The 22,190-nt window shown below is 69.2% G+C and carries 20 protein-coding genes and 1 pseudogene; 5 read left to right on the top strand and 16 right to left on the bottom strand.

The features are described from left to right. The 5 genes from DK254_RS24980 to DK254_RS34210 form a co-directional block, all read right to left on the bottom strand. On the bottom strand, nt 1-915 hold the full coding sequence (locus tag DK254_RS24980; protein WP_089390024.1) for a branched-chain amino acid ABC transporter permease LivH: 915 nt from the start codon (nt 913-915) through the stop codon (nt 1-3). A gap of 143 nt (nt 916-1,058) precedes the next feature. Further along, nucleotides 1,059-2,195 carry a branched-chain amino acid ABC transporter substrate-binding protein gene (locus DK254_RS24985; RefSeq protein WP_009613410.1) on the bottom strand — a complete coding sequence of 379 codons (1,137 nt, stop codon included), beginning with the start codon at nt 2,193-2,195 and terminating at the stop codon, nt 1,059-1,061. A gap of 387 nt (nt 2,196-2,582) precedes the next feature. Next, nucleotides 2,583-3,866, bottom strand: coding sequence for an FAD-binding oxidoreductase (locus DK254_RS24990; RefSeq protein ID WP_109935980.1), 1,284 nt, complete (start codon nt 3,864-3,866; stop codon nt 2,583-2,585). A gap of 112 nt (nt 3,867-3,978) precedes the next feature. Further along, on the bottom strand, nt 3,979-5,469 hold the full coding sequence (locus tag DK254_RS24995; protein WP_109935981.1) for an aldehyde dehydrogenase family protein: 1,491 nt from the start codon (nt 5,467-5,469) through the stop codon (nt 3,979-3,981). A 91-nt stretch (nt 5,470-5,560) separates the two neighbouring features. Beyond that, nucleotides 5,561-5,734: a hypothetical protein gene (locus DK254_RS34210; protein ID WP_158546441.1), complete on the bottom strand. Its 174-nt coding sequence runs from the start codon at nt 5,732-5,734 to the stop codon at nt 5,561-5,563. On the opposite strand from DK254_RS34210, the pseudogene DK254_RS25000 reads away from it, so the two are divergent. Together DK254_RS25000 and nadE are read left to right on the top strand one after the other, a co-directional pair. Beyond that, a pseudogene (locus tag DK254_RS25000) lies at nt 5,727-6,660 on the top strand (LysR family transcriptional regulator); the annotation flags it as partial. The gene DK254_RS34210 and the pseudogene DK254_RS25000 sit on opposite strands and share 8 nt — an antisense overlap. Before the next feature lie 68 nt (nt 6,661-6,728). After that, nucleotides 6,729-7,556, top strand: a complete 828-nt coding sequence (gene nadE / locus DK254_RS25005; protein ID WP_109935983.1) for an ammonia-dependent NAD(+) synthetase — start codon at nt 6,729-6,731, stop codon at nt 7,554-7,556. Between the two features lie 466 nt (nt 7,557-8,022). Here nadE and DK254_RS25010 read toward each other — a convergent pair whose 3' ends face one another. Beyond that, complete coding sequence (locus DK254_RS25010) at nt 8,023-8,655, bottom strand: hemolysin III family protein (protein ID WP_109935984.1); 633 nt, start codon at nt 8,653-8,655, stop codon at nt 8,023-8,025. 102 nt (nt 8,656-8,757) lie between these two features. Beyond that, a complete protein-coding gene (gene azu / locus DK254_RS25015) occupies nt 8,758-9,204 on the bottom strand; it encodes an azurin (RefSeq protein ID WP_009613416.1) in 447 nt (148 codons plus the stop codon). Nucleotides 9,205-9,578: 374 nt separating this feature from the next. Here azu and DK254_RS25020 point away from each other — a divergent pair, with 374 nt between their 5' ends. Beyond that, nucleotides 9,579-10,166, top strand: coding sequence for a TIGR00730 family Rossman fold protein (locus DK254_RS25020; protein WP_109935985.1), 588 nt, complete (start codon nt 9,579-9,581; stop codon nt 10,164-10,166). On the opposite strand, the gene DK254_RS25025 is transcribed toward DK254_RS25020, so the two are convergent. The 7 genes from DK254_RS25025 to DK254_RS25055 form a co-directional block, all read right to left on the bottom strand. Next, entirely contained in the window at nt 10,163-10,558 is a 396-nt protein-coding gene (locus tag DK254_RS25025; protein ID WP_109935986.1) for a type IV pilin protein, read from the bottom strand. The two genes, DK254_RS25020 and DK254_RS25025, sit on opposite strands and share 4 nt — an antisense overlap. Beyond that, complete coding sequence (locus DK254_RS25030) at nt 10,555-14,061, bottom strand: pilus assembly protein (RefSeq protein WP_109935987.1); 3,507 nt, start codon at nt 14,059-14,061, stop codon at nt 10,555-10,557. The genes DK254_RS25025 and DK254_RS25030 overlap by 4 nt, the downstream gene beginning before the upstream one ends. Before the next feature lie 9 nt (nt 14,062-14,070). Next, nucleotides 14,071-14,652, bottom strand: coding sequence for a PilX N-terminal domain-containing pilus assembly protein (locus DK254_RS34620; RefSeq protein WP_109935988.1), 582 nt, complete (start codon nt 14,650-14,652; stop codon nt 14,071-14,073). Continuing rightward, nucleotides 14,649-15,404: a PilW family protein gene (locus DK254_RS25040; protein WP_158546442.1), complete on the bottom strand. Its 756-nt coding sequence runs from the start codon at nt 15,402-15,404 to the stop codon at nt 14,649-14,651. The genes DK254_RS34620 and DK254_RS25040 overlap by 4 nt, the downstream gene beginning before the upstream one ends. A 1-nt stretch (nt 15,405) precedes the next feature. Continuing rightward, nucleotides 15,406-15,942 (bottom strand): type IV pilus modification protein PilV, encoded by a 537-nt coding sequence (gene pilV / locus DK254_RS25045; protein ID WP_109935990.1) that lies wholly within the window; start codon nt 15,940-15,942, stop codon nt 15,406-15,408. Next, nucleotides 15,939-16,415 (bottom strand): GspH/FimT family pseudopilin, encoded by a 477-nt coding sequence (locus DK254_RS25050; RefSeq protein ID WP_109935991.1) that lies wholly within the window; start codon nt 16,413-16,415, stop codon nt 15,939-15,941. Before DK254_RS25050 ends, pilV begins: the two co-directional genes overlap by 4 nt. Before the next feature lie 266 nt (nt 16,416-16,681). After that, on the bottom strand, nt 16,682-17,530 hold the full coding sequence (locus DK254_RS25055; RefSeq protein ID WP_109935992.1) for a mechanosensitive ion channel family protein: 849 nt from the start codon (nt 17,528-17,530) through the stop codon (nt 16,682-16,684). A gap of 131 nt (nt 17,531-17,661) precedes the next feature. On the opposite strand from DK254_RS25055, the gene DK254_RS25060 reads away from it, so the two are divergent. Both DK254_RS25060 and DK254_RS25065 read left to right on the top strand, forming a co-directional pair. Continuing rightward, complete coding sequence (locus tag DK254_RS25060) at nt 17,662-17,940, top strand: BrnT family toxin (RefSeq protein ID WP_089390010.1); 279 nt, start codon at nt 17,662-17,664, stop codon at nt 17,938-17,940. Next, complete coding sequence (locus tag DK254_RS25065; RefSeq protein WP_089390009.1) at nt 17,918-18,169, top strand: BrnA antitoxin family protein; 252 nt, start codon at nt 17,918-17,920, stop codon at nt 18,167-18,169. The genes DK254_RS25060 and DK254_RS25065 overlap by 23 nt, the downstream gene beginning before the upstream one ends. A 538-nt stretch (nt 18,170-18,707) precedes the next feature. On the opposite strand, the gene DK254_RS25070 is transcribed toward DK254_RS25065, so the two are convergent. Then, nucleotides 18,708-19,643 carry a transglutaminase family protein gene (locus tag DK254_RS25070; RefSeq protein ID WP_089390008.1) on the bottom strand — a complete coding sequence of 312 codons (936 nt, stop codon included), beginning with the start codon at nt 19,641-19,643 and terminating at the stop codon, nt 18,708-18,710. After that, nucleotides 19,643-22,141: a circularly permuted type 2 ATP-grasp protein gene (locus DK254_RS25075; RefSeq protein ID WP_109937294.1), complete on the bottom strand. Its 2,499-nt coding sequence runs from the start codon at nt 22,139-22,141 to the stop codon at nt 19,643-19,645. Before DK254_RS25075 ends, DK254_RS25070 begins: the two co-directional genes overlap by 1 nt. Nucleotides 22,142-22,190 lie beyond the last annotated feature (49 nt).

Consider the following 22,190-nt stretch of genomic DNA (forward strand, 5'->3'; position numbering starts at 1 on the left):
TCACACCTTCGATACCTGGGGCCGGCCCAGGAGTCCCTGCGGTCGGAAGATGAGGATGGTCACCAGCAGCCCGAAGGCGAACACGTCCTTGTAGTCGGTGTTGACCATGCCGGAGAACTGCGCCTCGGCCACGCCGAGGATCAGGCCGCCGAGCATGGCCCCGGGCAACGAGCCGATGCCGCCGAGCACCGCGGCGGTGAACGCCTTGATGCCGATGATGAAGCCGGCGTAGAAGTCGAAGGTGCCGTAGTTCATGGTGATCAGCACGCCGGCCAGCGCGGCCATGGCGGCGCCGATGACGAACACGTAGGAGATCACCCGGTCGGTGTTGATGCCCAGGATCGAGGCCATCTTGCGGTCCTGCTGGGTGGCGCGGCACATGCGCCCGAGTTTGGTGTACTGGATCACGTAGGTGAGCACGGCCATGCCGGCGAAGGAGGCCAGCAGGATGAACAGCTTGGTGTAGGTCAGCTGCACCCAGCCGTCGCCGATGTGCAGTTTGAAGGCGCCTTCGAGCAGCGTCGGCACGCCCTGCTGGCGCGGCCCCTGGGACAGCTGCACGTAGTTCTGCAGGATCAGCGACATGCCGATGGCGCTGATCAGCGGCGCCAGGCGCGTGGAGTTGCGCAGCGGCTTGTAGGCGATGCGCTCGATCGCCCAGCCGTACACGCCGGTGACGAAGATGGTGAAGATCAGCGTGCCGAGGATCAGCAGCGGGAAGGAGTGCAGGCCGAAGAAGGCCAGCAGCGCCAGGCCGATGGCGGAAAGGTAGGCCGAGACCATGTAAACCTCGCCGTGGGCGAAGTTGATCATGCCGATGATGCCGTAGACCATCGTGTAACCGATGGCGATCAGGCCGTAGACCGACCCGAGGGTCAGACCGTTGATCATTTGCTGGAGAAAGATGCCGTCCACGATTGGGTACTCACGCATGCGGGGCAGGAAAAGGCTGACGTGGCGCCCTGGTGCGGCTCGTGACCGCCAGCGGGCGACGTCGACCTGCGGGGGATGCCGGCGCCGCTCGTGGCGGCGCCGGCAGTCGGCGCTTCAGGCCGGGGTCACTTCTTGAAAGCGTCCAGCTGGTGGTACTTGCCCTTGTCGTCCCACTCGTAGACCACGTAGTCGGAGACCTTCAGGTCGCCCTTCTGGTCCCACTCCTTCTTGCCCATCACAGTCTGTACCGGGTGCGACTTCAGCCACTTGGCGGCAGCCGCCGGGTCGGTCTTGCCGGCGCCGTTGAAGCCGGCCGCCAGGGCCTGCACCGAGGCGTAGGCGTAGAGGGTGTAGCCCTCGGGCTCGAAGCCGCCGGCGCGGAATTTCTCGACCACCGCCTTGCCGTCGGGGATCAGCCGCGGGTCGGCGCCGAAGGTCATCAGCACGCCCTTGACGTACTGCGGGCCGCCGGCGGTGGTGACCAGTTCGTCGGTGACGATGCCGTCGTCGGACATGAACTTGGCGGTCAGGCCCTGTTCGCGCATCTGCCGTACCAGCGGGCCGGCCTCGGGGTGCAGGCCGCCGAAGTAGACGACCTCGGCGCCGGAGGCGCGGATCTTGGTGACCAGGGCGTTGAAGTCCTTCTCGCCGCGGGTCAGGCCTTCGTACAGCACCTCCTTCACGCCGCGCTTGTTCAGCTGCGCGCGGGTGGCGTCGGCCAGGCCCTGGCCGTAGGTGTCCTTGTCGTGGATGACCGCGACCTTCTTGGCCTTGAGCACGTCGACGATGTAGTCGCCGGCGACGATGCCCTGCTGGTCGTCGCGGCCGCACATGCGGAACATGCCGGAGAGGCCGCGCTCGGTGACCTGCGGGTTGGTCGAGCCGGGGGTGATGGCGATGATGCCGGCCTCGTCGTAGACCTCCGAGGCGGGGATGGTGGAGGAGGAGCAGAAGTGGCCGACCACCGCCACCGCCTTGTCTTCGTCCACCAGGCGGTTGGCCACGGCCACGGCCTGTTTCGGCTCGCAGGCGTCGTCCGCCTTCACCAGCTTGATCTTCTCGCCGTTGACGCCGCCGGCGGCGTTGATGTCCTCGGCGGCCTGGGTCGCTCCGCGCCAGTATTGCTCGCCGAAGGAGGCGTTGGCCCCGGTGTGCGGGCCGGCGACGCCGATCACGACGTCGGCCTGGGCGAGAGAAGTCATGCCCATCGCGGCGGTTACCGCCAGGGCCAGAAAGCCTTTTCTGAAAATCTTCTGCGACATGGAGTTTTGCTCCTGAGGTTTTTGTGATGACGCGCGAAACAACAGATGTTGGCGTCTAGCCAACAGCAAGCCGCGTGCCATCCGTTTTTGTTATTTGAAAAGTCGGACAGCAGAACCGGCCAGGGCCGGCAGAAAACAGCTTTTGGCGTGTGCAACCCCCTAAAACAAAAGGTGCAACCCAAACATCCCAAGGGTGCAACCATCCATCCCGCGAGCTGGCACAACCAGCAGCCACGGGGCGCAACCCGAGCGGTAACCTTCACTGTCACCTAACTGCACATTCTCGGTGCGCGCCCTTCGAGGTAACGCACCAAAAAGGCTAGACCAAAGTGCAGAACGGGCCAGAGGAGGCGGACGGGGCCGGGCGCCCCGCCCCGGGCGCGGCCGCTAGATCACCACGCGCAGGCACTGGCCGGCGTGGTAGAGCGAGAAGCCCGCCTCGTACAGGCAGCTGCGCAGGCCCGCCGCGGAGATTTCCTCCAGCGGCCGCAGGGGCATGGGCAGGGCGCTGGCCTCGCCGCGCAGCAGGAAGTCGGCGAAGGCCTTGCCGACCACCGTGCCGGTGGTCACCCCGCGGCCGTTGTAGCCGCTCATGGCGAGCAGCCCCGGCGCCGGCTCGAACAGGCGCATCAGGTGGTCGGGGGTGAAGTCGATGCAGCCGGTCCAGGTGAATTCCCAGTCCACCTTGCCCAGCCGCGGGAAGTAGTGCTGCTGGACGCGGTCGGCCCAGCCGCGGATGAACCACTCCGGCTTGCCGGTGCCCTTGCCCAGGCTGCCGAGCAGCAGGCGGCCGTCGGCGTCGCGGCGGATGCTGCTGAGCACCTGGCGGGTATCCCAGGAGCCCTGGCCGCCGGGCAGGATGCGCGCGGCCTCCGCGCCCTCCAGCGGGCGCGAGGCGACCTGGTAGTAGTAGCCGGGGAAGAAGGTACGGCGCAGCTGCGTCCACTCGCCCTCGGTGTAGGCGCTGGAGGCGATCACCACCTTCTGCGCCAGCACGCTGCCGTCGCCGGTGGAAACGCGCCAGGCATCGCCCTCGCGCTCCAGCGAGGTCACTGGCGAGTGGTGGTACAGCTCGCCGCCCAGGCCCACCACGGCGCGTGCCAGGCCGCTGACGTAGGCCATGGGGTTGAGGGTGCCGGCGCGGCGGTCGAGCAGCGCGCCGGCGATCCGCTCGGTGCCGCAGGCCTGGGCACAGGCCGCGCCGGTCAGCAGCTCGACCGGTGCGCCGCGGCGCTGCCACTGCTCGCAGCGGCTGCGCAGGTCGTCCAGGCCGCGCGGGTTGTGGGCCATGTGCAGGGTGCCTTCACGGCGCGCCTGGCAATCGATGGCGTACCTGTCGATCAGGGAGAAGACCAGCGAGGGCGCCGCGCCCAGCATGCGGTTGAGCCGCGCGCCGACCCCCGCGCCCATACCCGCCTCGATCTCGTCCGGCGCAATCCACAGGCCGGCGTTGACCAGCCCGACGTTGCGCCCGGCGCCGCCATGGCCGGTGCGATGAGCCTCCAGCACGCAGACGCTGCGCCCCGCCTCCAGCAGGTGCAGGGCCGCGGAAAGCCCGGTGAAGCCGGCGCCGACGACGCACACGTCGGCCTTGTGCTCCCCCAGCAACGACGGCGCCTGCGGCCGCTCGGGGGTCAGGTGTTCCCACAGACACTCTTGGCGAAGCGACATCCGGTGATCCTTCTTCGAAGGGCGGCAGGCGGCAGGCTACAGGCGGCAGGCAAGAGCCCGATCCCCCACCTGCAGCCTGTAGCCTGTAGCCTGTAGCCTGTAGCCTGTAGCCTCAGTCAAACACTATCCCCTGCGCCAGCGGCAACTCCCGCGACCAGTTCACGGTGTTGGTCTGCCGGCGCATGTAGGCCTTCCAGGCGTCGGAGCCGGATTCGCGGCCGCCGCCGGTTTCCTTCTCGCCGCCGAAGGCGCCGCCGATCTCCGCGCCGCTGGGACCGATGTTGACGTTAGCGATGCCGCAGTCGCTGCCGATGGCCGACATGAAGGCTTCCGCCTCGCGCACGTCGGTGGTGAACACGCAGGACGACAGGCCCTGGGGCACGGCGTTGTTCAGCGCCAGCGCCTCGTCGAAGTCCGTGTAGGGGATCACGTAGAGGATCGGGGCGAAGGTCTCGCTGCGCACCACGTCGCTCTGCTCGGGCATCTCGACGATGGCCGGGGAGACGTAGAAGGCGTCGGGGAACTGCTGCTGCAGCTGACGCTCGCCGCCGAACACCACGCCGCCCTCGCCGCGCGCCTGTTCCAGCGCGCCCTGCATGGCCAGGAAGCTGCGCTCGTCGATCAGCGGGCCGACCAGGTTGCCCTGCAGCGGGTGGCCGATGCGCACCTTCGAGTACGCGGCCTTCAGGCGCGCGACTATCTCGTCCTTCACCGATTCGTGGGCGATCAGCCGGCGCAGGGTGGTGCAGCGCTGCCCGGCGGTGCCCACGGCGCTGAACAGGATGGCCCGCACGGCCATGTCCAGGTCGGCGCTGGGGGCCAGGATCATGGCGTTGTTGCCGCCCAGTTCGAGGATGCTGCGGCCGAAGCGGGCGGCGACGCGCGGGCCCACTTCGCGGCCCATGCGGGTGCTGCCGGTGGCGCTGACCAGGGCCACGCGCGGGTCGTCCACCAGGGCCTCGCCGGCGGCGCGGTCGCCGATCACCACCTGCCCAAGGCAGGCCGGGGCGTCGCCGAAGCGCGCCAGGGCCTTGTCGAACAGGGCCTGGCAGGCCAGCGCGGTGAGCGGCGTCTTCTCCGACGGCTTCCACACCACCGGGTTGCCACACACCAGGGCCAGCGCGGTGTTCCACGACCACACGGCGACCGGGAAGTTGAAGGCGCTGATGACGCCGACCACGCCCAGCGGCTGCCAGGTCTCGCGCATGTGGTGGCCGGGGCGCTCGGAGGCGATGGTCAGGCCGTAGAGCTGGCGCGACAGGCCGACGGCGAAGTCGCAGATGTCGATCATCTCCTGCACCTCGCCCTGGCCTTCCTGGGTGATCTTGCCGGCCTCCCAGGACACCAGCTCGCCCAACTCGGCCTTGTGCGCCCGCAGCTCTTCGCCGAACAGGCGCACCAGCTCGCCGCGGCGCGGCGCCGGCACCGCGCGCCAGGCGCCGAAGGCCTGGGCCGCGCGGCCGATCTTCTGCTCCACCTCGGCGGCGCTTTCCAGGCGCACGGCGCCCAGGCGGCTGCCGTCGATGGGGCTGTGGATGACATGGTCGCCATTGGAGTAGAGGGAGGAATCCACCCCCAGTTTCTCGAGCAGTGCGGAAATCATCGCGTCTCCTGAGCCGGTCGGTTAAGCCATTGGAATGCAAGCAGTAATAACCGGCTTGCGGGCGGCCAACAAACAACGTTTCCTATGCACATCATTCCGTAAATTCATGCCAGGGGCGGCTGCGCGTCGGCGGAGCTGCGTTGCAAGCGACGGCGGATTGCTCATTTACTTCAGTAAACTGCGCATCCACCGCCGCTTGCGCCTTGCCCCGCTCTAGCTCGCGCGCCCCTGGGGCCTTCACAGAGCCGATCACGACGATGCTCAACAAACGCCACCTGCCCTCCATGACCGCCCTGCAGTGCTTCGAAGCCGTGGCCCGGCACCTGAGCTTCACCCGCGCCTCGGAGGAGCTGGCGCTGACCCAGAGCGCGGTGAGCAAGCAGGTGGCGCAGCTCGAGGAGATGCTCCAGCACCTGCTGTTCCGCCGCGTGCGCCGGCGCCTGCAGCTGACGCCGGCAGGCGAGCTGTACCTGCAGGAGGTGCGCAAGATCCTCAGCCAGGTGGAGCTGTCCACCCGCTACCTGCTGTCCTACGGCGGCGAGACCGAGGTGCTGCGCGTGTCCACCCCGCCCACTTTCGGTGCGCGCTGGCTGATCCCGCTGCTCAACGGCTGGCGCCACCGCCATCCGAACATCCACCTGGACCTGCGCCAGGAACTGGAGCCCGACGACCTGCTGCAGCAGCGCTGCGACGTGGCCTTCTTCTTCGGCCCCGGCACCCTGCCCGGCGCCGAATGCCTGCACCTGTTCGGCGAGGAGATGCTGCCGGTGTGCTCGCCGGCGATCCTCCCGGCGCAGCCGCTGGACGACCCGCTGCAGCTGGACGAGCTGGTGCTGCTGCAGAACGCCACCCGTCCGGAAGCCTGGCACGAGTGGTTCGCCAGCCTCGACCGGCGCAGCGAGCACAGCTTCCACGGGCCGCGCTTCGACACCTTCTACATGTGCATCCGCGCCGCCCAGGCCGGCTGCGGCGTGGCCCTGCTGCCGCGCTTCCTGGTGGAAGAGGAATTGCATGAAGGCAAGCTGGTGGTCGCCTGGCCCCACGCCCTGCACAGCCGCAGCGCCTACTACCTGGCCTACCCCGAGCACGCCGCGGCGGTGCCCAAGGTGCGCGCCTTCGTCGAGTGGATCGGCGAGCACCTGGCCAGAACCTGATCCCAGCGTCCCGCGACCATCCGGGCATCGCCCGGCGCGCCGCGGGCTGGTATTTTTTCCGCATCCGACAGGCGCGTCCTGTCCACAGCCGGATCGAGGAGCCCCATGAAGACCATCCAAGACACCATCGCCAAAGACCTCAACGTGCAGCCGCCCTTCCAGTCCGATGCCCAGGTGCAGGCCGAAATCCAGCGGCGCGTCCGCTTCATCCAGGATTGCCTGCGCGAGTCGGGCACCAGGACCCTGGTGCTGGGCATCAGCGGCGGCGTCGACTCCCTCACCGCCGGCATGCTCTGCCAGCGCGCGGTGGAAGAGCTGCGCGAGCAGACCGGCAACCCGGACTACCGCTTCATCGCCGTGCGCCTGCCGTACAACGTGCAGGGCGACGAGTCCGACGCCCAGGCGGCGGTGGACTGCATCGCCCCGGACGAGCGCCACACGGTGAACATCGGCCCGGCGGTCCAGGCCCTGGCCGAGCAGACCCGCGCCCTCGACGGCCTGCCCGCCGGCACAGTGGACTTCGCCCTGGGCAACACCAAGGCGCGCATGCGCATGGTCGCCCAGTACACCATCGCCAACGCCCGCCAGGGCCTGGTGGTGGGCACCGACCACAGCGCCGAGGCGGTGATGGGCTTCTTCACCAAGTTCGGCGACGGCGCCTGCGACATCGCCCCGCTGACCGGCCTGGTGAAGCACCAGGTGCGCGCCATCGCCCGCAGCCTGGGCGCCCCGGAGTTCCTGGTGGAAAAAGTGCCGACCGCCGACCTCGAGGACCTGGCGCCGGGCAAGCCCGACGAGCACGCCCACGGCGTGACCTACCAGGAGATCGACGCCTTCCTGCACGGCCAGCCGGTCAGCCCGGAAGCCTTCGAGATCATCAAGCGCACCTACGAGAAGACCCACCACAAGCGCCAGTTGCCGAAGGCGCCGTGAGCCGGCCCGACGCCGTTCCCTGTAGGAGCGAGCTTGCTCGCGAATGGCGCACCCCGGACACCGTTGGTGTTTGGATCAACGCCGTCCCCTCTCCCCAACCCTCTCCCTGAAGGGAGAGGGGGCCGTTCGGAGCGCTCGGCGAGCCCGGCATCATCCTGATACGCCCAGCTACCCTCGTCATTCCCCCGGACGCGGGAACCCAGTGACTTTGGCGCCCCACCCACCCCGCGCCCCTGTAGAGGCAACTGTCTAATAGGTTGCCGCGTTCACAGGAATGACGAAGGTACGAGGGTGGCTCCGGTCTTTCCCCCAGCAGAGGACAGCCCCCTCTCCCGCTTGCGGGAGAGGGTTGGGGAGAGGGCGCTTTCGAACCCAACGCCTACGTCACCGGGAAACACGATTGCAGGAGCGGGCCTTGTCCGCGATGGCCGGCACCACCGGCGCGCTTCGCGGATGAGATCCGCTCCTACGCCCCCCGCGCCGGCAGCACGTAGAGCCACACCGCGATGAAGTGCAGCAGGCTGCCGGCGATCACGAACAGGTGCCAGATGCCGTGCCAGTGGCGGAAGCGCTCGTCGTAGGCGAAGAACAGGATGCCGATGGTGTAGCTGGCCCCGCCGGCCACCAGCCAGGCCACGCCGTCCGGGCCGAGGGCGCGGTACAGCGGGCCCAGGGCGATCAGTACGATCCAGCCCATCACCGCGTAGATGACGATGGACAGCACCCGCGCCTCGGAGCGCGGCTTGAGTTCCTGCAGCATGCCCAGCACGGCCAGGCCCCAGACGATGCCGAACAGCGTCCAGCCCCAGGCGCCCTTGAGGCTGACCAGGCAGAAGGGCGTGTAGCTACCGGCGATCAGCAGGTAGATCGACAGGTGGTCGAGCTTGCGCAGGACCGCCTTGGCCCGCCCGCGCACGCTGTGGTAGCTGGTGGAGACGCTGTAGAGCAGCAGTAGGCTGCCGCTGTAGACCGAGACGCCGACTATCTTCAGGGCATCGCCGAGCAGGCTGCTGGCGACCACCAGCCAGGTGCCGCCCACCAGCGCCGCCACGGCGCCGAGCAGGTGGGTCCAGGCATTGAAACGTTCACCGTGATACATGCTTCCCCCTGGCGGCGACCGCAACACGAGGCGCCGCGTACAGGGATAAGGTAAAACGAAAAAGCCCGGCTGCAAGCCGGGCTTTCGTGCGGGCCGACGAACTCACTTGAGCGCGAGGGTGCCCTTCATCATCGCCGAGTGGCCCGGGAAGCTGCAGAAGAACATGTACTGCTCGCCTTCCTTGAGCTTGGAGACGTCGAAGCTCACCGAATCCTTCTCGCCGGAACCGATGATCTTGGTGTGGGCGATCACGCGGGTGTCACCGTCCTTCAGGTAGTTCTTGTCCAGGCCCGCGGCCATGCCGTCGGCGACCACGCCCTGCATGTCGGCGGCGGTGGTCAGCACCCAGTTGTGGCCCATGACGTTCTTCGGCAGGGCGCCGGGGTGGGACAGGTTCACGGTGAAGGTCTTGCAGCTCTTGTCCACGCTGATGGCGTTGGTGTTGAACTGCATCTGGTCGTTGCCTTGAATGTCCACCGAGCATTCGGCAGCCAGCAGCGGGGCGCTGAACAGACCGAGCAGGGTGACAGCAGCGAGTTTGTGGAACATACGAGCCTCCTGGGCAGGTTGGGCGGAGAATCCGGAACGGCAGACTGCCCGATAGTCGGGCGGCGCCTGCTGATCCAGGTCAATTCGGTGCGGGCGGCGCCATGGTCTTGCCAGCATGCAGTTCTATCAGGCTGATACGAACTTTCAACGAGGCAAATTAGCGCGCCCCGTCCAGCATAGACCGTCACGGATGCCTGACGGAGAGCGTCGCCATGCACGACAAATCGGATACAAACATGTATACAATTTTTCAGCAAGTCCTCGCATGCTATGCCCAGGGCGCCTGCGGCGGCTAGGTCGGCCATGGCGGCTTGGAGCGCGGACACGCAGCAGTTACTCTGACGACCGTTTTGACGGTCACGGAGTTCCAGGCAATGACCTTGCGTTCCATCTGCGTATTCTGCGGCGCCAGCCCCGGTGCCAGCCCCATTTACCGCGAAGCGGCCGAGAGCCTCGGCCGGCATATCGCCGAGCGCGGCCTGCGCCTGGTCTACGGCGGCGGCGCCGTGGGCCTGATGGGCATGGTGGCCGATGCCGCCCTGGCCGCCGGCGGCGAGGTGGTGGGGATCATCCCGCAGAGCCTGAAAGAGGCGGAAATCGGCCACAAGGGCCTGAGCCGCCTGGAAGTGGTCGACGGCATGCACGCGCGCAAGGCGCGCATGGCCGAGCTGAGCGACGCCTTCATCGCCCTGCCCGGCGGGCTGGGTACCCTGGAGGAGCTGTTCGAGGTCTGGACCTGGGGCCAGTTGGGCTACCACGCCAAGCCGCTGGGCGTGCTGGAGGTGGACGGCTTCTACGCCCCGCTGCTGACCTTCCTCGACCACCTGGTGCAGGAACGCTTCGTCCGCGCGGAACACCGCCAGATGCTGCAGCGCGGCGCCACCCCGGCCGAGCTGGTCGACGCCCTGCAGGCCTGGAAGCCCCTGGCCGCGCCCAAGTGGGTCGACCGCACGCCGACCTAGCGCCAGCAATCCACCGCCGCCGGGCCGCGAACCCCGGTGGCGTCGAGCGTCAGGTTGCCGCAGCGGGGGTCGCTCCACTGCGGCACCGCGGTCAATTGGTAGCCGCCAGGCCCTTCCCCCAGCGCCAACCGATAGTGGCCATTGGGTGACAGGGCCTGCATGCCCAGTTGGCCGACCAGGTCGTCGCTCACCACATAGCGGAAATTCTGCGCGAAGAAGCGCTCCTGGCGTGCCGCCACCTCATGGAGCAAGGCCCGCCCCTCCGCGCGCTTGGCGCGGTTGACGTGTTCCATGTAGCTGGGGTAGGCGATGGCGGCGAGTATGCCGACGATCGCCAGCGCGACCAGCAGCTCCAGCAAGCTGAAGCCGCCTGGCCGAACCTGCCGCCTCATTGCTCGACCCTCATCATCCGCCAGCTCTGCCGCCCCGGGCGGATGCCGTCGAAGAAGCGCAGCGAACCCTCGCTGCCATGGGCCAGGCCCAGGCCACTGTCGAGGTCGAAACCGATGGTGGTGCCGCCCAGGCCGGGGAACTGCAGGCCGGCGACCTTCTCGCCGCCCTCGCGGTCACGGTCGTCGATCACGCCGTTGCGGTCGTAGTCCAGCGCATCGGCCAACGGCGCCCCGCCGGTCAGCGGGTTCAGCGCCATCAGCCAGGTGCTGACGCCATCGCTGCAAGGATCGACGTTCGGCGTCAGGGTGGAGAACAATGCCAGCCGGCCACTGCCGGCCGGGTCAGCGACGACGCGTTCGCCGGTCATCGGCAGGTCCAGCAGCCAGCCATGCCTACCCGTGCCGGAAGCGCCCGGCTTCTGCGTGGCGGGTGCCCAGGCCAGCGGCTCGTCACTGAGCGTCCGGTAGCCATCGCCGTCATCTTCGATCTGCTGGACCTGCAGGTGGCCGCGCTGCACCGTCGAGGCGCCGTCGGCCGGCTCCCCGGCGACCTGCCGGTCCCAGATGCCGTACAGGCTCATGGCCTTGCTGGTGTCGGCCTGGGCATCGTTCACCTCGAAGTACTTGCCGGTCCCCAGCAGCGCCAGCACCCCCTGGCCGGACGGGTGCCGGACCAGCCAGGGCGTCGCGCTGATCGGCTGCACCTTCTGCCTGGCATCCCGGGCCTGGAACAGCGGCCGGCCGGCCAGGCCCACCGCCTCGCCGCCGGCGCCGTGCAAGTCGAAGCGCCAGAGGTTGCCGAGCAGGTCACCGGCATAGGCATAGTCGACGATGCCGTCGCCATCCATGTCCGCCGCGCGCGGGCTGGACAGGCCGTTGGCGGCATCGCCGCCCTTGCTCACGTTGAGCTCGCGGATCAGCTCGCCGCTGCCGATGTCGATCAGGTAGAGCACCGCCATGTCCTGCACGCTGTCGTAGCCGTTGGCCGCCAGCACCGCCCAGCGGCCGCTGGCCAGGCGCACGATGGCCGGGCGCGGCAGGCTGTGGCCCAGACGGGCGAACGGGCCGGCGCCGCCTTCGATTTCCCAGAGCAGTTTCGGCGCCCGCGGCTCGGTGACGTCCAGGGCGAACAGCGCCCGGCCACCGGCGCCGAGGCCGCCGACCAGCACCGTGCGCCAGGCGCCGTCGAAGAACACGTCCTCGGCCACCAGCGGGCCGTCGACGAAGTAGCGGTGCTCCGTGCTGCCGTAGCGCGGGTCGGCCAGGCGGTGCAGGTTGCCCACCACCGCCGAGGGCACGAAGGCGAAGAGCTCCTCGCCCGCCTCCGCATCGAAGGCGTGCAGCATGCCGTCGTTGGCGCCGACGTAGACCACCGCCTCGCGCGCGGCCCGGGCCGCCTTGAACTCGCTGTAGGCGCCGGGGGCTTCCAGGCTGTCCCGCGCGTGGGCCGGCCGGGAGGGCGCCGCGACCAGCAGCGGCGCCGAGTTGACGATGTCGCCGAGCAGAGCGCCGCGCGTGCGGAAGGTCCCGCCCTCCAGGTCGCGCTTGCCGCGCAGGAAGCCCAGGCGCGCCTCGCCGAGCGTGTCCTTGTCGCCGGAGAGCGTGCGGTTCAGCGCGGCCTTCTGGCTGGCGTCCAGGTTGGCCCAGGTGAACTCGGCCAGGGCCCCGCCCTTGCGCATCAGGACCCTGCGCGGCGCGGTGCGCGCATCCAGTAGCCCCTTGGCACTCCACAGCGCCTCCCGGCGGCCGTCCGCCAGTTGCCGGTACTTGACCAGGTCGCCGCTCCAGTCCTCGCTGGAGAAGGACGCCGCATAGACGTGCGCCTGGTCCTTCACCTCGCCCGCCGCCACCGCCGGCCGCGCCGCCGAGGCCGTGCGGCTGGCGATCCGCGAGAGGATGCTGGCGAAGGCATCGATCATCTGCTGCGGGTCCTCGGCGCTGAAGAACTCGCCGCGGGAATTGATCGCCGCGTGCCAGAGGTCGTAGACGTTGTTGTCGCTGTCCGCGGCGGCCGCCGGCCAGGCGATGCTGCCATCGAGCAGCCCCTGGTAGCCGGGCCCCTCGAAGGTGCTGCCGGCCCACTGGGGCTTCTCCAGCGCGCGCCCGAGGCCCAGGCCCATGGTGAAGGTCACCAGGTGCTGCCAGGTCGCGGGGTTGTTGCGCGGGTCCCAGTACTGGCGCGTGGCGTCCGCATCGGCGGCGGCGATGTGGGGCGCCAGTTGGTTGGGGATGTCCTTGCGCGCATCGTTGGCCCAGTAGTAGAACGCCAGGTCGGCCAGGGTGTTGCCGGCCCCGTCCCGGTAGGGCGCGAGCGGCGCGTACCGCCTGCCATCCGGCAGGGTGACGTTGCCGCCATCGAGGTTGCCGACCCTGGAGCCCTCGCCCCCGTTCCACTTCCCGTCGGTCATCATCAGGTGGTAGCTGGGGCGGCAGGCGAACTGCGGTTGCTTCTGCCCACCGGGCTGGAAGTCGTAGGCCGGCCCGTCGCGCTTGGCGATGAACTTGCCGGCCCGGTCGAGCGCGACGCGCAAGGGCGTGGCGGTGTTGTAGTTGATGTCCCCCAGCCAGCGGAAGAAGTTCGCCCGGCCCTGGCTGGCGAACGGCCGGAACTGGTTGCTGCCGCTGTAGCTGACGCCGTTGCAGCCCCGCGAGGCATCGAGGGTGGTGCAGTTGCTCAGGTCCTGCCAGGTCAGGCGCACGCTCTCGGGCAGGCTGTTGAAGGCCAGGTTGGCGGCGCTCTGGGTGGCCAGGGCACGGTTGCGGTAGAAGGCGTACCAGATGGCGAAGTTGCGCCGCTCGTCGCGGCCGCCGGGCCCGGAACTGGCCGAGACGTTCACCAGGCGGTAGCAGTTGTCGTTGTCCAGCCTGCAGTTCTTCTGCAGGCTCGGGTCATACCGGTAGTAATAGGCCGGCACGCCCTTGCGGGTGCGGTCGTCGGGCCTCCAGCCGCCGGTCTTGAAGTCGGCGGCGGGGTTCTCCGCCAGGTGGTAGATGCGCCCCGTGCTCCCGCCATAGTTGGTGCTGCTGTTGAAGTTGGTGGCCTGGCCACCGGTGGGGTCGTATTGCCAGCTCACCCGATAGTCGCTGGACAGATCGACCGCACCACGCATGCCGCTGAAACCGTTGACCTGCACCCGCCTGAAGTTGAACTGATCGCTGTCGCTGATCCGGTAGTCGCTGACCCTCAGGGCACCGTTGACGAACTCGACCTTCTTCGGCACCTGGTAGTCGATGTCCGGGTTGTAGTACATCGGGTTGTAGCTGGCCGACTTCGCCCGCCGCGTATTGCGCACCCTCGTCGATTCGTAGCCGGTGACGTCGGGCACGAAGGCCCACTTCATGCTGTTGGAGTTGTCCATCGTCAGGATCAGGTTGGGCGCCACCGTCTGGGTGAGGAACAGCGGCTGCTGGCTGATGTTCAGTTGCGCGGCGCCCGCCGGCGCGGCCAGCCAGGGGGCGGCCATGCCGACGATGAAAAGGTGCAGGTGATGGCGAGGGTTCATCGGCTCTCCTCAATTGGCATAGCGCCGGGCGAACACCGACTGCAGGATGACCGGCGTGCGCCCGGCATCGCCGCTGGCGAAGGCGTCGACGTAGTAGTAATCGGTGCGCAGCTGCGGCTCGCCGAGGTTGCCGAGGTTGAGGCCGCCGCCGTCGCTGGCGAAGAAGGCGGCGTGCTGGCGCAGCCTGTGCTCGAAGCGGCTCACGTTGTCGGAGCCCAGGTAGTCGACGGCGTTCTGCGCCTGGCCCCACCAGGCGTCCGGGTCGTTGCCCCAATGCCACCGCCAACGCTCGTCGCTGACGCTGCGGACGCTGGCGGCGAGCAGTACGCAAAGCCCCTTGCGGTCGATGCAGCTGGTGCCGCGGCCGTCGTCCTCCCGGGTTTCGCGGGCCAGGCGCCGCTCCACCTCGCGCAAGGCCGACTCGGCGGCGTTGAAGGTGCGCGCCAGTTCCGCGCGGTTGCCGGCCAGGCGGCTTTCCAGCTGGCTGGCGGTGATGCCGGCCAGGGCCAGCAAGGTCATCATCAGCAGCATGACCAGCGCCACCATGAGCACGGCGCCGCACTGGGCCTGGGCGCTCGGGCGGGGGCTCATGGGCTCGGGTTCCTCAGGGCGACGCCGGCCAGGCCGATCTGCAGCAGGCGGCCATCGTCGGCGGGGATGGCCGGCTTGCGGCCGCTCAGCGCCTCCCAGTCGTCCAGCACGTCGCTGGCGATGCCGCCCTGCAGGCCCCGCTCGCTGGCGAACAGCAGGTACAGGTCGAGCAGCTGCACCTTGTCGCCGGCCTTGGGGACCGGCTGGAAGCTGAAGTCCACCAGGCCGTCGACCAGCACGCCGGTGGCGCCCATGCTGCCTCCCTCCAGGGCGGATGCGCAGCCCAGTTCTCCGGTGGTGCGGTCCAGCGTCAGGCGGGCCAGCACGGTGGCCGGCGCCGCGGAGAAGCCCAGCGAGGCGCCGCTGCAATCCACCTCCTCGGCCTCCATGCCGCGCTGGTAACGCACGCACAGCGCGGCGCCAGCCTGGCTGGAGGCCAGCGCCACCGTCTGCCCCGCGGCGAACGCCGGGCAGCCCCTGCCGGCCGGGCGTGGCGGGAAGGCCTCCGCGGGCATCTGCAGCTCCGGCCTGGCCCGGTAGCCGGCGCGGGCCACCAGGCGCTCGATGGAGGCGGCGGCGAAACGGGCATTGCCCTGGTTGGCCAATTGGCCAAACTGGGACTGGGCGTGGCGCCTCTGGTCGAGGAACAGCTGGGTCACGCCGAGGATCAGGAAAGCGCCGAGCAGCAGCGCCACCATCAGCTCGACCAGCGACAGCCCCCGCTGCCGACCGCGCAAGTGGCAGGCCCGCATCTCAGGGCTCCGCCCGCAGCACGTAGCTGCACACGCTGTCGTTACACAGCCTGGAACGCTCATCGACCCAGGCGACGCGGATCATCACCAGGCTCCCTGCCCCGCTCGAACAGGTTTCGGCCGGACCGCTGCGGCAGACCACGAACTGCCTGGCCAGAACAGCCGGGGTGACCGGCAGCAACCGCTCCACCCTTTCGCGCCAGCAATGGAGGTCGGCCCTGGCGACCTCGGCGCCGCCACCGCCGCGATTGCGCGAGGCGCAGTTGGCCGACTGCGACGGAAAGGCCACGTTCTCCGCCTTGAAGTAGTCGGACTCGCCATTCAGCTGGCCCGCCGCATCGAACAGCGCGTCGCGGTTGCTGCGCATCAGCTCCAGCAGCTCCTCGGCGAGCATCACCGCATTGCTGCGCAGGTTCGCGTCGACGCTGTGGCGCATCGCCTGCCCCTGCAGGGCGAGCATGCCGAGGGCGCCGACGGCGACCACCAGCAGCGCCACCAGTACCTCGATCATGCTGAAGCCGCGATGCGCCCGCCTCATGCCCCGCACCTCCCGCCGGCGGGCAGCTTCACCCGGCCGCTGCCCTGGACCCTGAGGTGGCGGCAGGACGCCTGGCTGCCCCTGGGGCAGACGCTGATGCAGAAGTCGCCGCGCGCCGCGCCACCCATGCTGCCGTCGGCACGGAACTCGATTGCGGACCGCGGCGCCTCGACATCCACTTGCGCCAGCCCCGCCTGCTGGCGGAGGAGCCCGGTGCCGGCGCGCACCTCCAGCGGCCCCGCCCAGCCATCGGCCTGGGCGGCGCGGACGGACACCGGTCGGCCCCGCGTGGCCGCCTCACCACGGGCGTAGAGCAGCAGCGCGTGCAGCTGTTCCGCCGCCACCTGCGCCTGCTGGTTGCGCAGCAACTGGTTGAAGGCGGGCACGGCGAGGCTGGCAGCAATGGCCAGGAGCGCCAGGCAGACCAGCAGTTCGATCAGGCTGAAGGCGGCGGGTGGACGGAGGTTCGGCATGCTGGCCCCGGATGGCGGACGATGCGACCGGCAATCGAGCGGTCGCTGCCTATCCAGGGTGCGATGGTTGGCAATGGAGGATATGCCGGACGCATCCCTAACCTCAGCGGGATGTTCGCCACAAGTGCAAACTGAAACGTCTTACATAAATGGGAAAGGGACTACTAAAAGACCGGCCATCCCCCGCTAGCAACCACCCATCGGTTTTGCTCGCGGGAACGCCCGGGGCAGCCGTGGTGGCCGCCCCCGGCGCCTGGGCGGCGGGTTCAGCCGCCGGCCTGCTGCACGATCACCGTCTGCGCCGGCATCGGCGCCGGGAAGCCGGTGCCCAGGGCCTCCTTGATGGTGCGGTTGGTGTCGAAGTAGACCTGCCAGTAGTTGTCGTTGTGGCAGTACGGGCGCACCGCCAGCACCGGGCCGACCAGGTTGAACTCGAGGATCTCGACGTCCACCGGCGGCTCGGCGAGCACGTTGGGGACCTGCGCGATGCGCTCCTTGAGCAGGGCCGCGGCAGCGGCGTAGTCGGCCGCCCCGGACAGCTGCGCCTTGAGCTCGACGCGGCGGAAGTCGTTGTGGCTGTAGTTCTGGATGGTGTCGCCGAAGATCTTGTTGTTGCCCACCAGGGTCATTACGTTGTCCGGGGTGTTGATGGCGGTGACGAACAGGCCGATCTCCTTGACCGTGCCGGTGACCCCGGCGGCGGTGATGAAGTCGCCGACCTTGAACGGCCGCAGGACGATGATGAAACCGCCGGCGGCGAGGTTGGCCAGCAACCCCGACCAGGCCATGCCGATAGCCACGCCGGCCGCGGCGATCAGCGCCGCCAGGCTGGTGGTCTGCACGCCGAAGTAGCCGAGGATGCCGATCACCAGGACGATGTTGAGGGTCACGGTGATGAAGGAGCCGACGTAGCGCAGCAGGGTCGGGTCGACGCTCTGCCGGCCCAGGGCGCGCTGGACCATGCCCACCGCCATGCCGATCAGCCAGCGGCCGATCACCCAGAAGGCGATGGCGGCGAGGATCTTGATGCCGAAGGCCAGGGCGTACTGCTGCACCAGCGACCAGATTTCGTTGAACTTCTCCGTACCCACATTGACGATGTTCGTGTCGCCCATTGCCTGGCCCATCCGTTGATTGGGAAATGACCAGGGAAAAGCTAGCACGCCGTTTGCAGCTTGCCCGGACAGGTGCTCAAGCACACTGGAAGCGCTATAGTGTATTTACAACTGTAAATACAGAATATCCCATGCAGTTCGAATGGGACGAGGCCAAGAACCAGGCCAACATCCGCAAGCACGGTATCGATTTCCGCGACGTGCCGGAAATCTTCCAGCACCCGCTGCTGGCCTTGCGCGATGACCGACTCGACTACGACGAAGAGCGCTGGATCGCCATCGGCTGGCTCCGGCGGCTCGTCGGCGTGGTGGTCTATACCGAACGACGGGGCGAGGTGATCCGCATCATCTCGGCGCGCAAGGCCACACGCCAGGAGGTGAGGCGCTATGTCGAAAGCATCGAAGACTGATTGGAAGCGGCTGGTGGAACAGGGCGACGATGCCATCGACACCAGTGACATTCCCGAACTGGGCGAGGACTTCTTCCGCCACGCCGAACTGCGCGTCCCGGCCAAGCAGACCGTCACCATCCGCCTGGACGCGGACGTGCTGGAGTGGTTCAAGGCCCAGGGCAGCGGTTACCAGACGCGCATCAACCAGTTGCTGCGCCGCTACATGGAGGCCCATCGGAAGGCCTGATAGCGGGGGGCGATGGGTATCGCTTCGCTCCACCCATCCTACGACGGCGTTTTTCCTGCAGTTGTCCTCGGGTACCGGTGTTCCGGCCTGTGGTGGTCAAATAATTTCGGAGCCGGCGGCGGATAACCGCGAACGGTTATCCGCCCTACGCCCATGGCGGGCTTGTCGTAGGGCGAATAACGCCCCGCGTTATCCGCCGCTTGACCTTGGCCCCATGCCGCTCGGTGCCGAGCACGAAGCCGCTCCCAAGCCGCGCCAAGCCCAACCACGAAGTTGCCGGCAAGGAAGGTGAGACGGCGGATAACCGCGAACGGTTATCCGCCCTACGCCCATGGCGGGCTTGGCGTAGGGCGAATAACGCCCCGCGTTATCCGCCGCTTGACCTTCGCCCCATGCCGCTCGGTGCCGAGCACGAAGCCGCCCCCAAGCCGCGCCAAGCCCAACCACGAAGTTGCCGGCAAGGAAGGTGAAACGGCGGATAACCGCGAACGGTTATCCGCCCTACGGTCGGGCTCAGCCATCGCGGATCAATCCGCGCCTACACCGCCAGCTCCCAATGCGGCATCACCGTCACCCGCACCTCCGGATCGTGGCTGCCGCCGCCGAGGATCACCCCGCGCAGCGGCGAGACGTCGGCGAAGTCGCGGCCCCAGGCCAGGGTGATGTGTTCCAGGGCCGGGAGGATGTTGTTGGTGGGATCGAAGTCCACCCAGCCGTTGGCCGGGCAGTACAGCGACACCCAGGCGTGGGAGGCGTCGGCGCCGATCAGGCGCGGCTGGCCGGGCGGCGGGCGGGTCAGCAGGTAGCCGCTGACGTAGCGGGCGGCCAGGCCGCGCGAGCGCAGGCAGGCGAGCATCAGGTGGGCGAAGTCCTGGCACACGCCGCGGCGGCGTTCCAGCACCTCGATCAGCGGCGTCGCCACTTGGGTGGCTTCGGCGTCGAAGGCGAATTCGTCGAAGATCTTCTGCATCAGCGCCGCCGCGCCTTCCAGCAGTGGCCGCCCGAGCGGGAAGCAGTCGGCGGCGAACTCGGCGAACTGGCGCTTGATGCGCACGTAGGGCGACTCCATGCGGAAGCGGCAGGCTTCCAGTTCCTCCGCCGACAGGGCGCGGCCGCTGAAGGCCAGGCCGGCGACTACCCGTTCCCAGGCCGGCGAAGCCTGCAATTGCAGCGGCGGGCGCTGCAGCACCTCGACCTGCAGGCGGGCGTTCACCTGCAACTCGTCGTGGGGGCGTTCGAAGGCCAGGCGCGTCAGCGGATTGCCGAACACGTCGAAACCGTCGCTGCGCTGGGTGGGCTGCGGCTCGATCTGCAGTTCGCGGCCCAGGCAGCGCTGCCAGGGGCATTCACGTGGCCACAGGTGCAGCAGCTGCTGCGACAGCGACACCGGCGCGGCATAGCGGTAGCGGGTGTCGTGGAACACCTGGTAGCGCGCCACTTGCGCGGGGGCGGGGCGGAGCTGGGCTTCGGCCATCAGGTGGATACCGTGCGCTGGCTGATGTCGTCGACGTGGGCGAAGTAGCGCAGGCCCAGGCGGTCGGAGACCTGGCCGGCGCCTTGCGCCAGTTCGCGCAGCAGGCGCGCCAGGCCGGCGAGCACCTCGTCCTGCCCGGCGCTGCCGAACAGCGCGTTCTCCAGGGTGGCGAAGTCGAAGGCCAGCAGGCGCGCGGTGAGCAGCGTCAGTTCCTGCTCGCGGGGCATGCCGAACTCCTGGTGCAGGCGCTCCAGGGAGCGCTCCAGGGCCTGCAGCTGGAAGTACAGGGCGTGGGGGTTCTGCTCGTGCAGCAACAGCAGGTCGAGCACCGGGATCGCCTGGGGCCCGGCGAGGTAGCGCGAGCGGTAGGTGATGGTGCTGTTGCCCAGTTCCAGCAGCCACTCCAGGGCGCCCGGGTCCCAGGCCGCGCCGCCGTCGAGGAAACCGGCGATGGCGTCGGCGAAGAACTGGATGCGCTCGATGCGCCGGCCGATCATCAGGAAGCGCCAGCCGTCGTCGCGGGTCATGTCGTCGAGGGCGAAGCCGGACAGCGCCGCCAGCGACATCAGCAGGCGGTTGAGGAAGTCCAGGGCGTCGCCCAGTTCGGTGTCGCGCGCGTCCAGCGCCTGCAGGTCGCGCTGCAGTTCCATCAGCGCCAGCCAGTTCTCCCGCGACAGCCGCCCGCGCACCTGGGCGGCGGCCCAGTGCAGGCGGCGCAGGTTGGCGCTGAGGCTGTTGCCCCAGTGCTCGTCCAGCAGGGCCGCCAGCAGGCGCTGTTCCAGCGGTGCCTCGCCCTGGGGGACCAGGCCCATGGCGCCGGCCAGGTCCAGCGCGCTGCGCAGGGCCTGCTCGTCGCCGTCGGCGTCGACGTAGCGCGACAGCACCACGCGCAGCAGGCGCGCGTCGTCGTCGCAGCGCTCGGCGTAGCGGCCGAACCAGTAGAGGTTCTCCACCACCCGCGAGGGCAGGTACGGGTCCTGCCGGATCAGGTCGCGCGCGCCTATGTTGCGCGGCCGCAGGGGCTCGCCGTGGACCGGGCGGTCGGCCAGCACCCAGGTGTCCTTGCTGGCCCCGCCGCGCTGCATGGAGACCACCTCGGCGTCCGCCGCCGAGGCCACCCGCGTCAGGCCGCCGGGCATCACCCAGTAGCGCCCGTCGCTGCCGGCCACGGCGAACACGCGCATGCCGATGGCGCGGGATTGCAGCTCGCCGCGCGCGCCGCGTTGCTGCCAGACCGGCGCCTGGGACAGCTGCGCCTGGCGCTGCGCCACGTAGGCATGGGGCTGCGCGCGCAGGCGCTGGCTCAGCTCGGCGCGGGCCGCCGGGCCCAGAGTGTGGCCGAACAGGGGTTCGAAGCTCTGCGAGGGGAAGGCCGGCTTGATGACCAGGCGGTCCAGTTCGGCCAGCGCCGTGTCCAGGGCGCCCGGCTCGCCGCACCAGCGCGTCTGCACCGCCGGCAGCAGCAGGTCCTCGCCGAACAGCGCGCGGCTGGCCGCGGGCAGGAAGCCCAGCAGCCCCGGCGACTCCAGCACGCCGCTGCCCAGGGCGTTGGCCACCAGCACGCGGCCGCGGCGCACGGCATCCAGCAGGCCGGGCACGCCGAGAGCGGAGTCGGTGCGCAGTTCCAGGGGGTCGCAGAAGTCGTCGTCCAGGCGCCGCAGCACCGCATGCACGCGCTTCAGGCCGCCGAGGGTCTTCAGGTACAGGGTGGCGTCGCGCACCGTCAGGTCGTGGCCTTCCACCAGCGGGAAGCCCAGCTGGCGCGCCAGGTACAGGTGCTCGAAGTAGGTCTCGTTGAAGCGCCCCGGGGTCAGCAGCACCACCAGCGGCGTCTCGCCGTCGGCCGGGGCGCAGTGCGCGAGGGTTTCCTGCAGGGTGCGGAAGTAGCCGGCCAGGTACTGCACGCGCAGTTCACGGTACAGCTCCGGCAGGGCGCGGGAGATGATCTGCCGGTTCTCCAGGGCGTAGCCGGCGCCGGAGGGCGCCTGGGTGCGGTCGGCGAGCACGTGCCAGCGGCCGTCGGCATCGCGTGCCAGGTCGACGGCATAGCTGTGCAGGTAGATGCCGCCGGGCACCGGCAGGCCGCTGCAGGGCCAGAGGAAGTTGGGGTGGCCGTAGACCAGCTCGCTGGGCAGCACGCCCTCGGCGAGCAGGCGCTGCTCGCCGTAGAGGTCGGCCAGCAGCGCATTGAGCACCCGCCCACGCTGCGCCACGCCGGCGGCGATGCCCGCCCACTCCTCGGCGGACAGCAGGTTGGGCAGCAGGTCCAGCTCCCAGGGGCGGTCGGCGCCCTTGGGGTCGGCGTAGACGTTGTAGGTCACGCCGTTTTCCTGGATCTGCCGCGCCAGCAGGGCCTGGCGCTGCTCCAGCTGCGCGGCGCTGGCGCGCTCCAGGCGCTGAACCAGGCGTTGCCAGTGCGGGCGAACGCCGCCCGCGGCGTCCAGCAGTTCGTGGTACGCCGTGGCGGACAGCGGGTAGTGGGCGAGCAACTCGGACATCAGGGACTCGGCGTGCAAGGCGGCCTGTTCACTTTAGCGGGCGGCGGCG

The organism is Pseudomonas sp. RW407 (assembly GCF_003176655.1).
Lineage (GTDB): Bacteria > Pseudomonadota > Gammaproteobacteria > Pseudomonadales > Pseudomonadaceae > Pseudomonas > Pseudomonas delhiensis.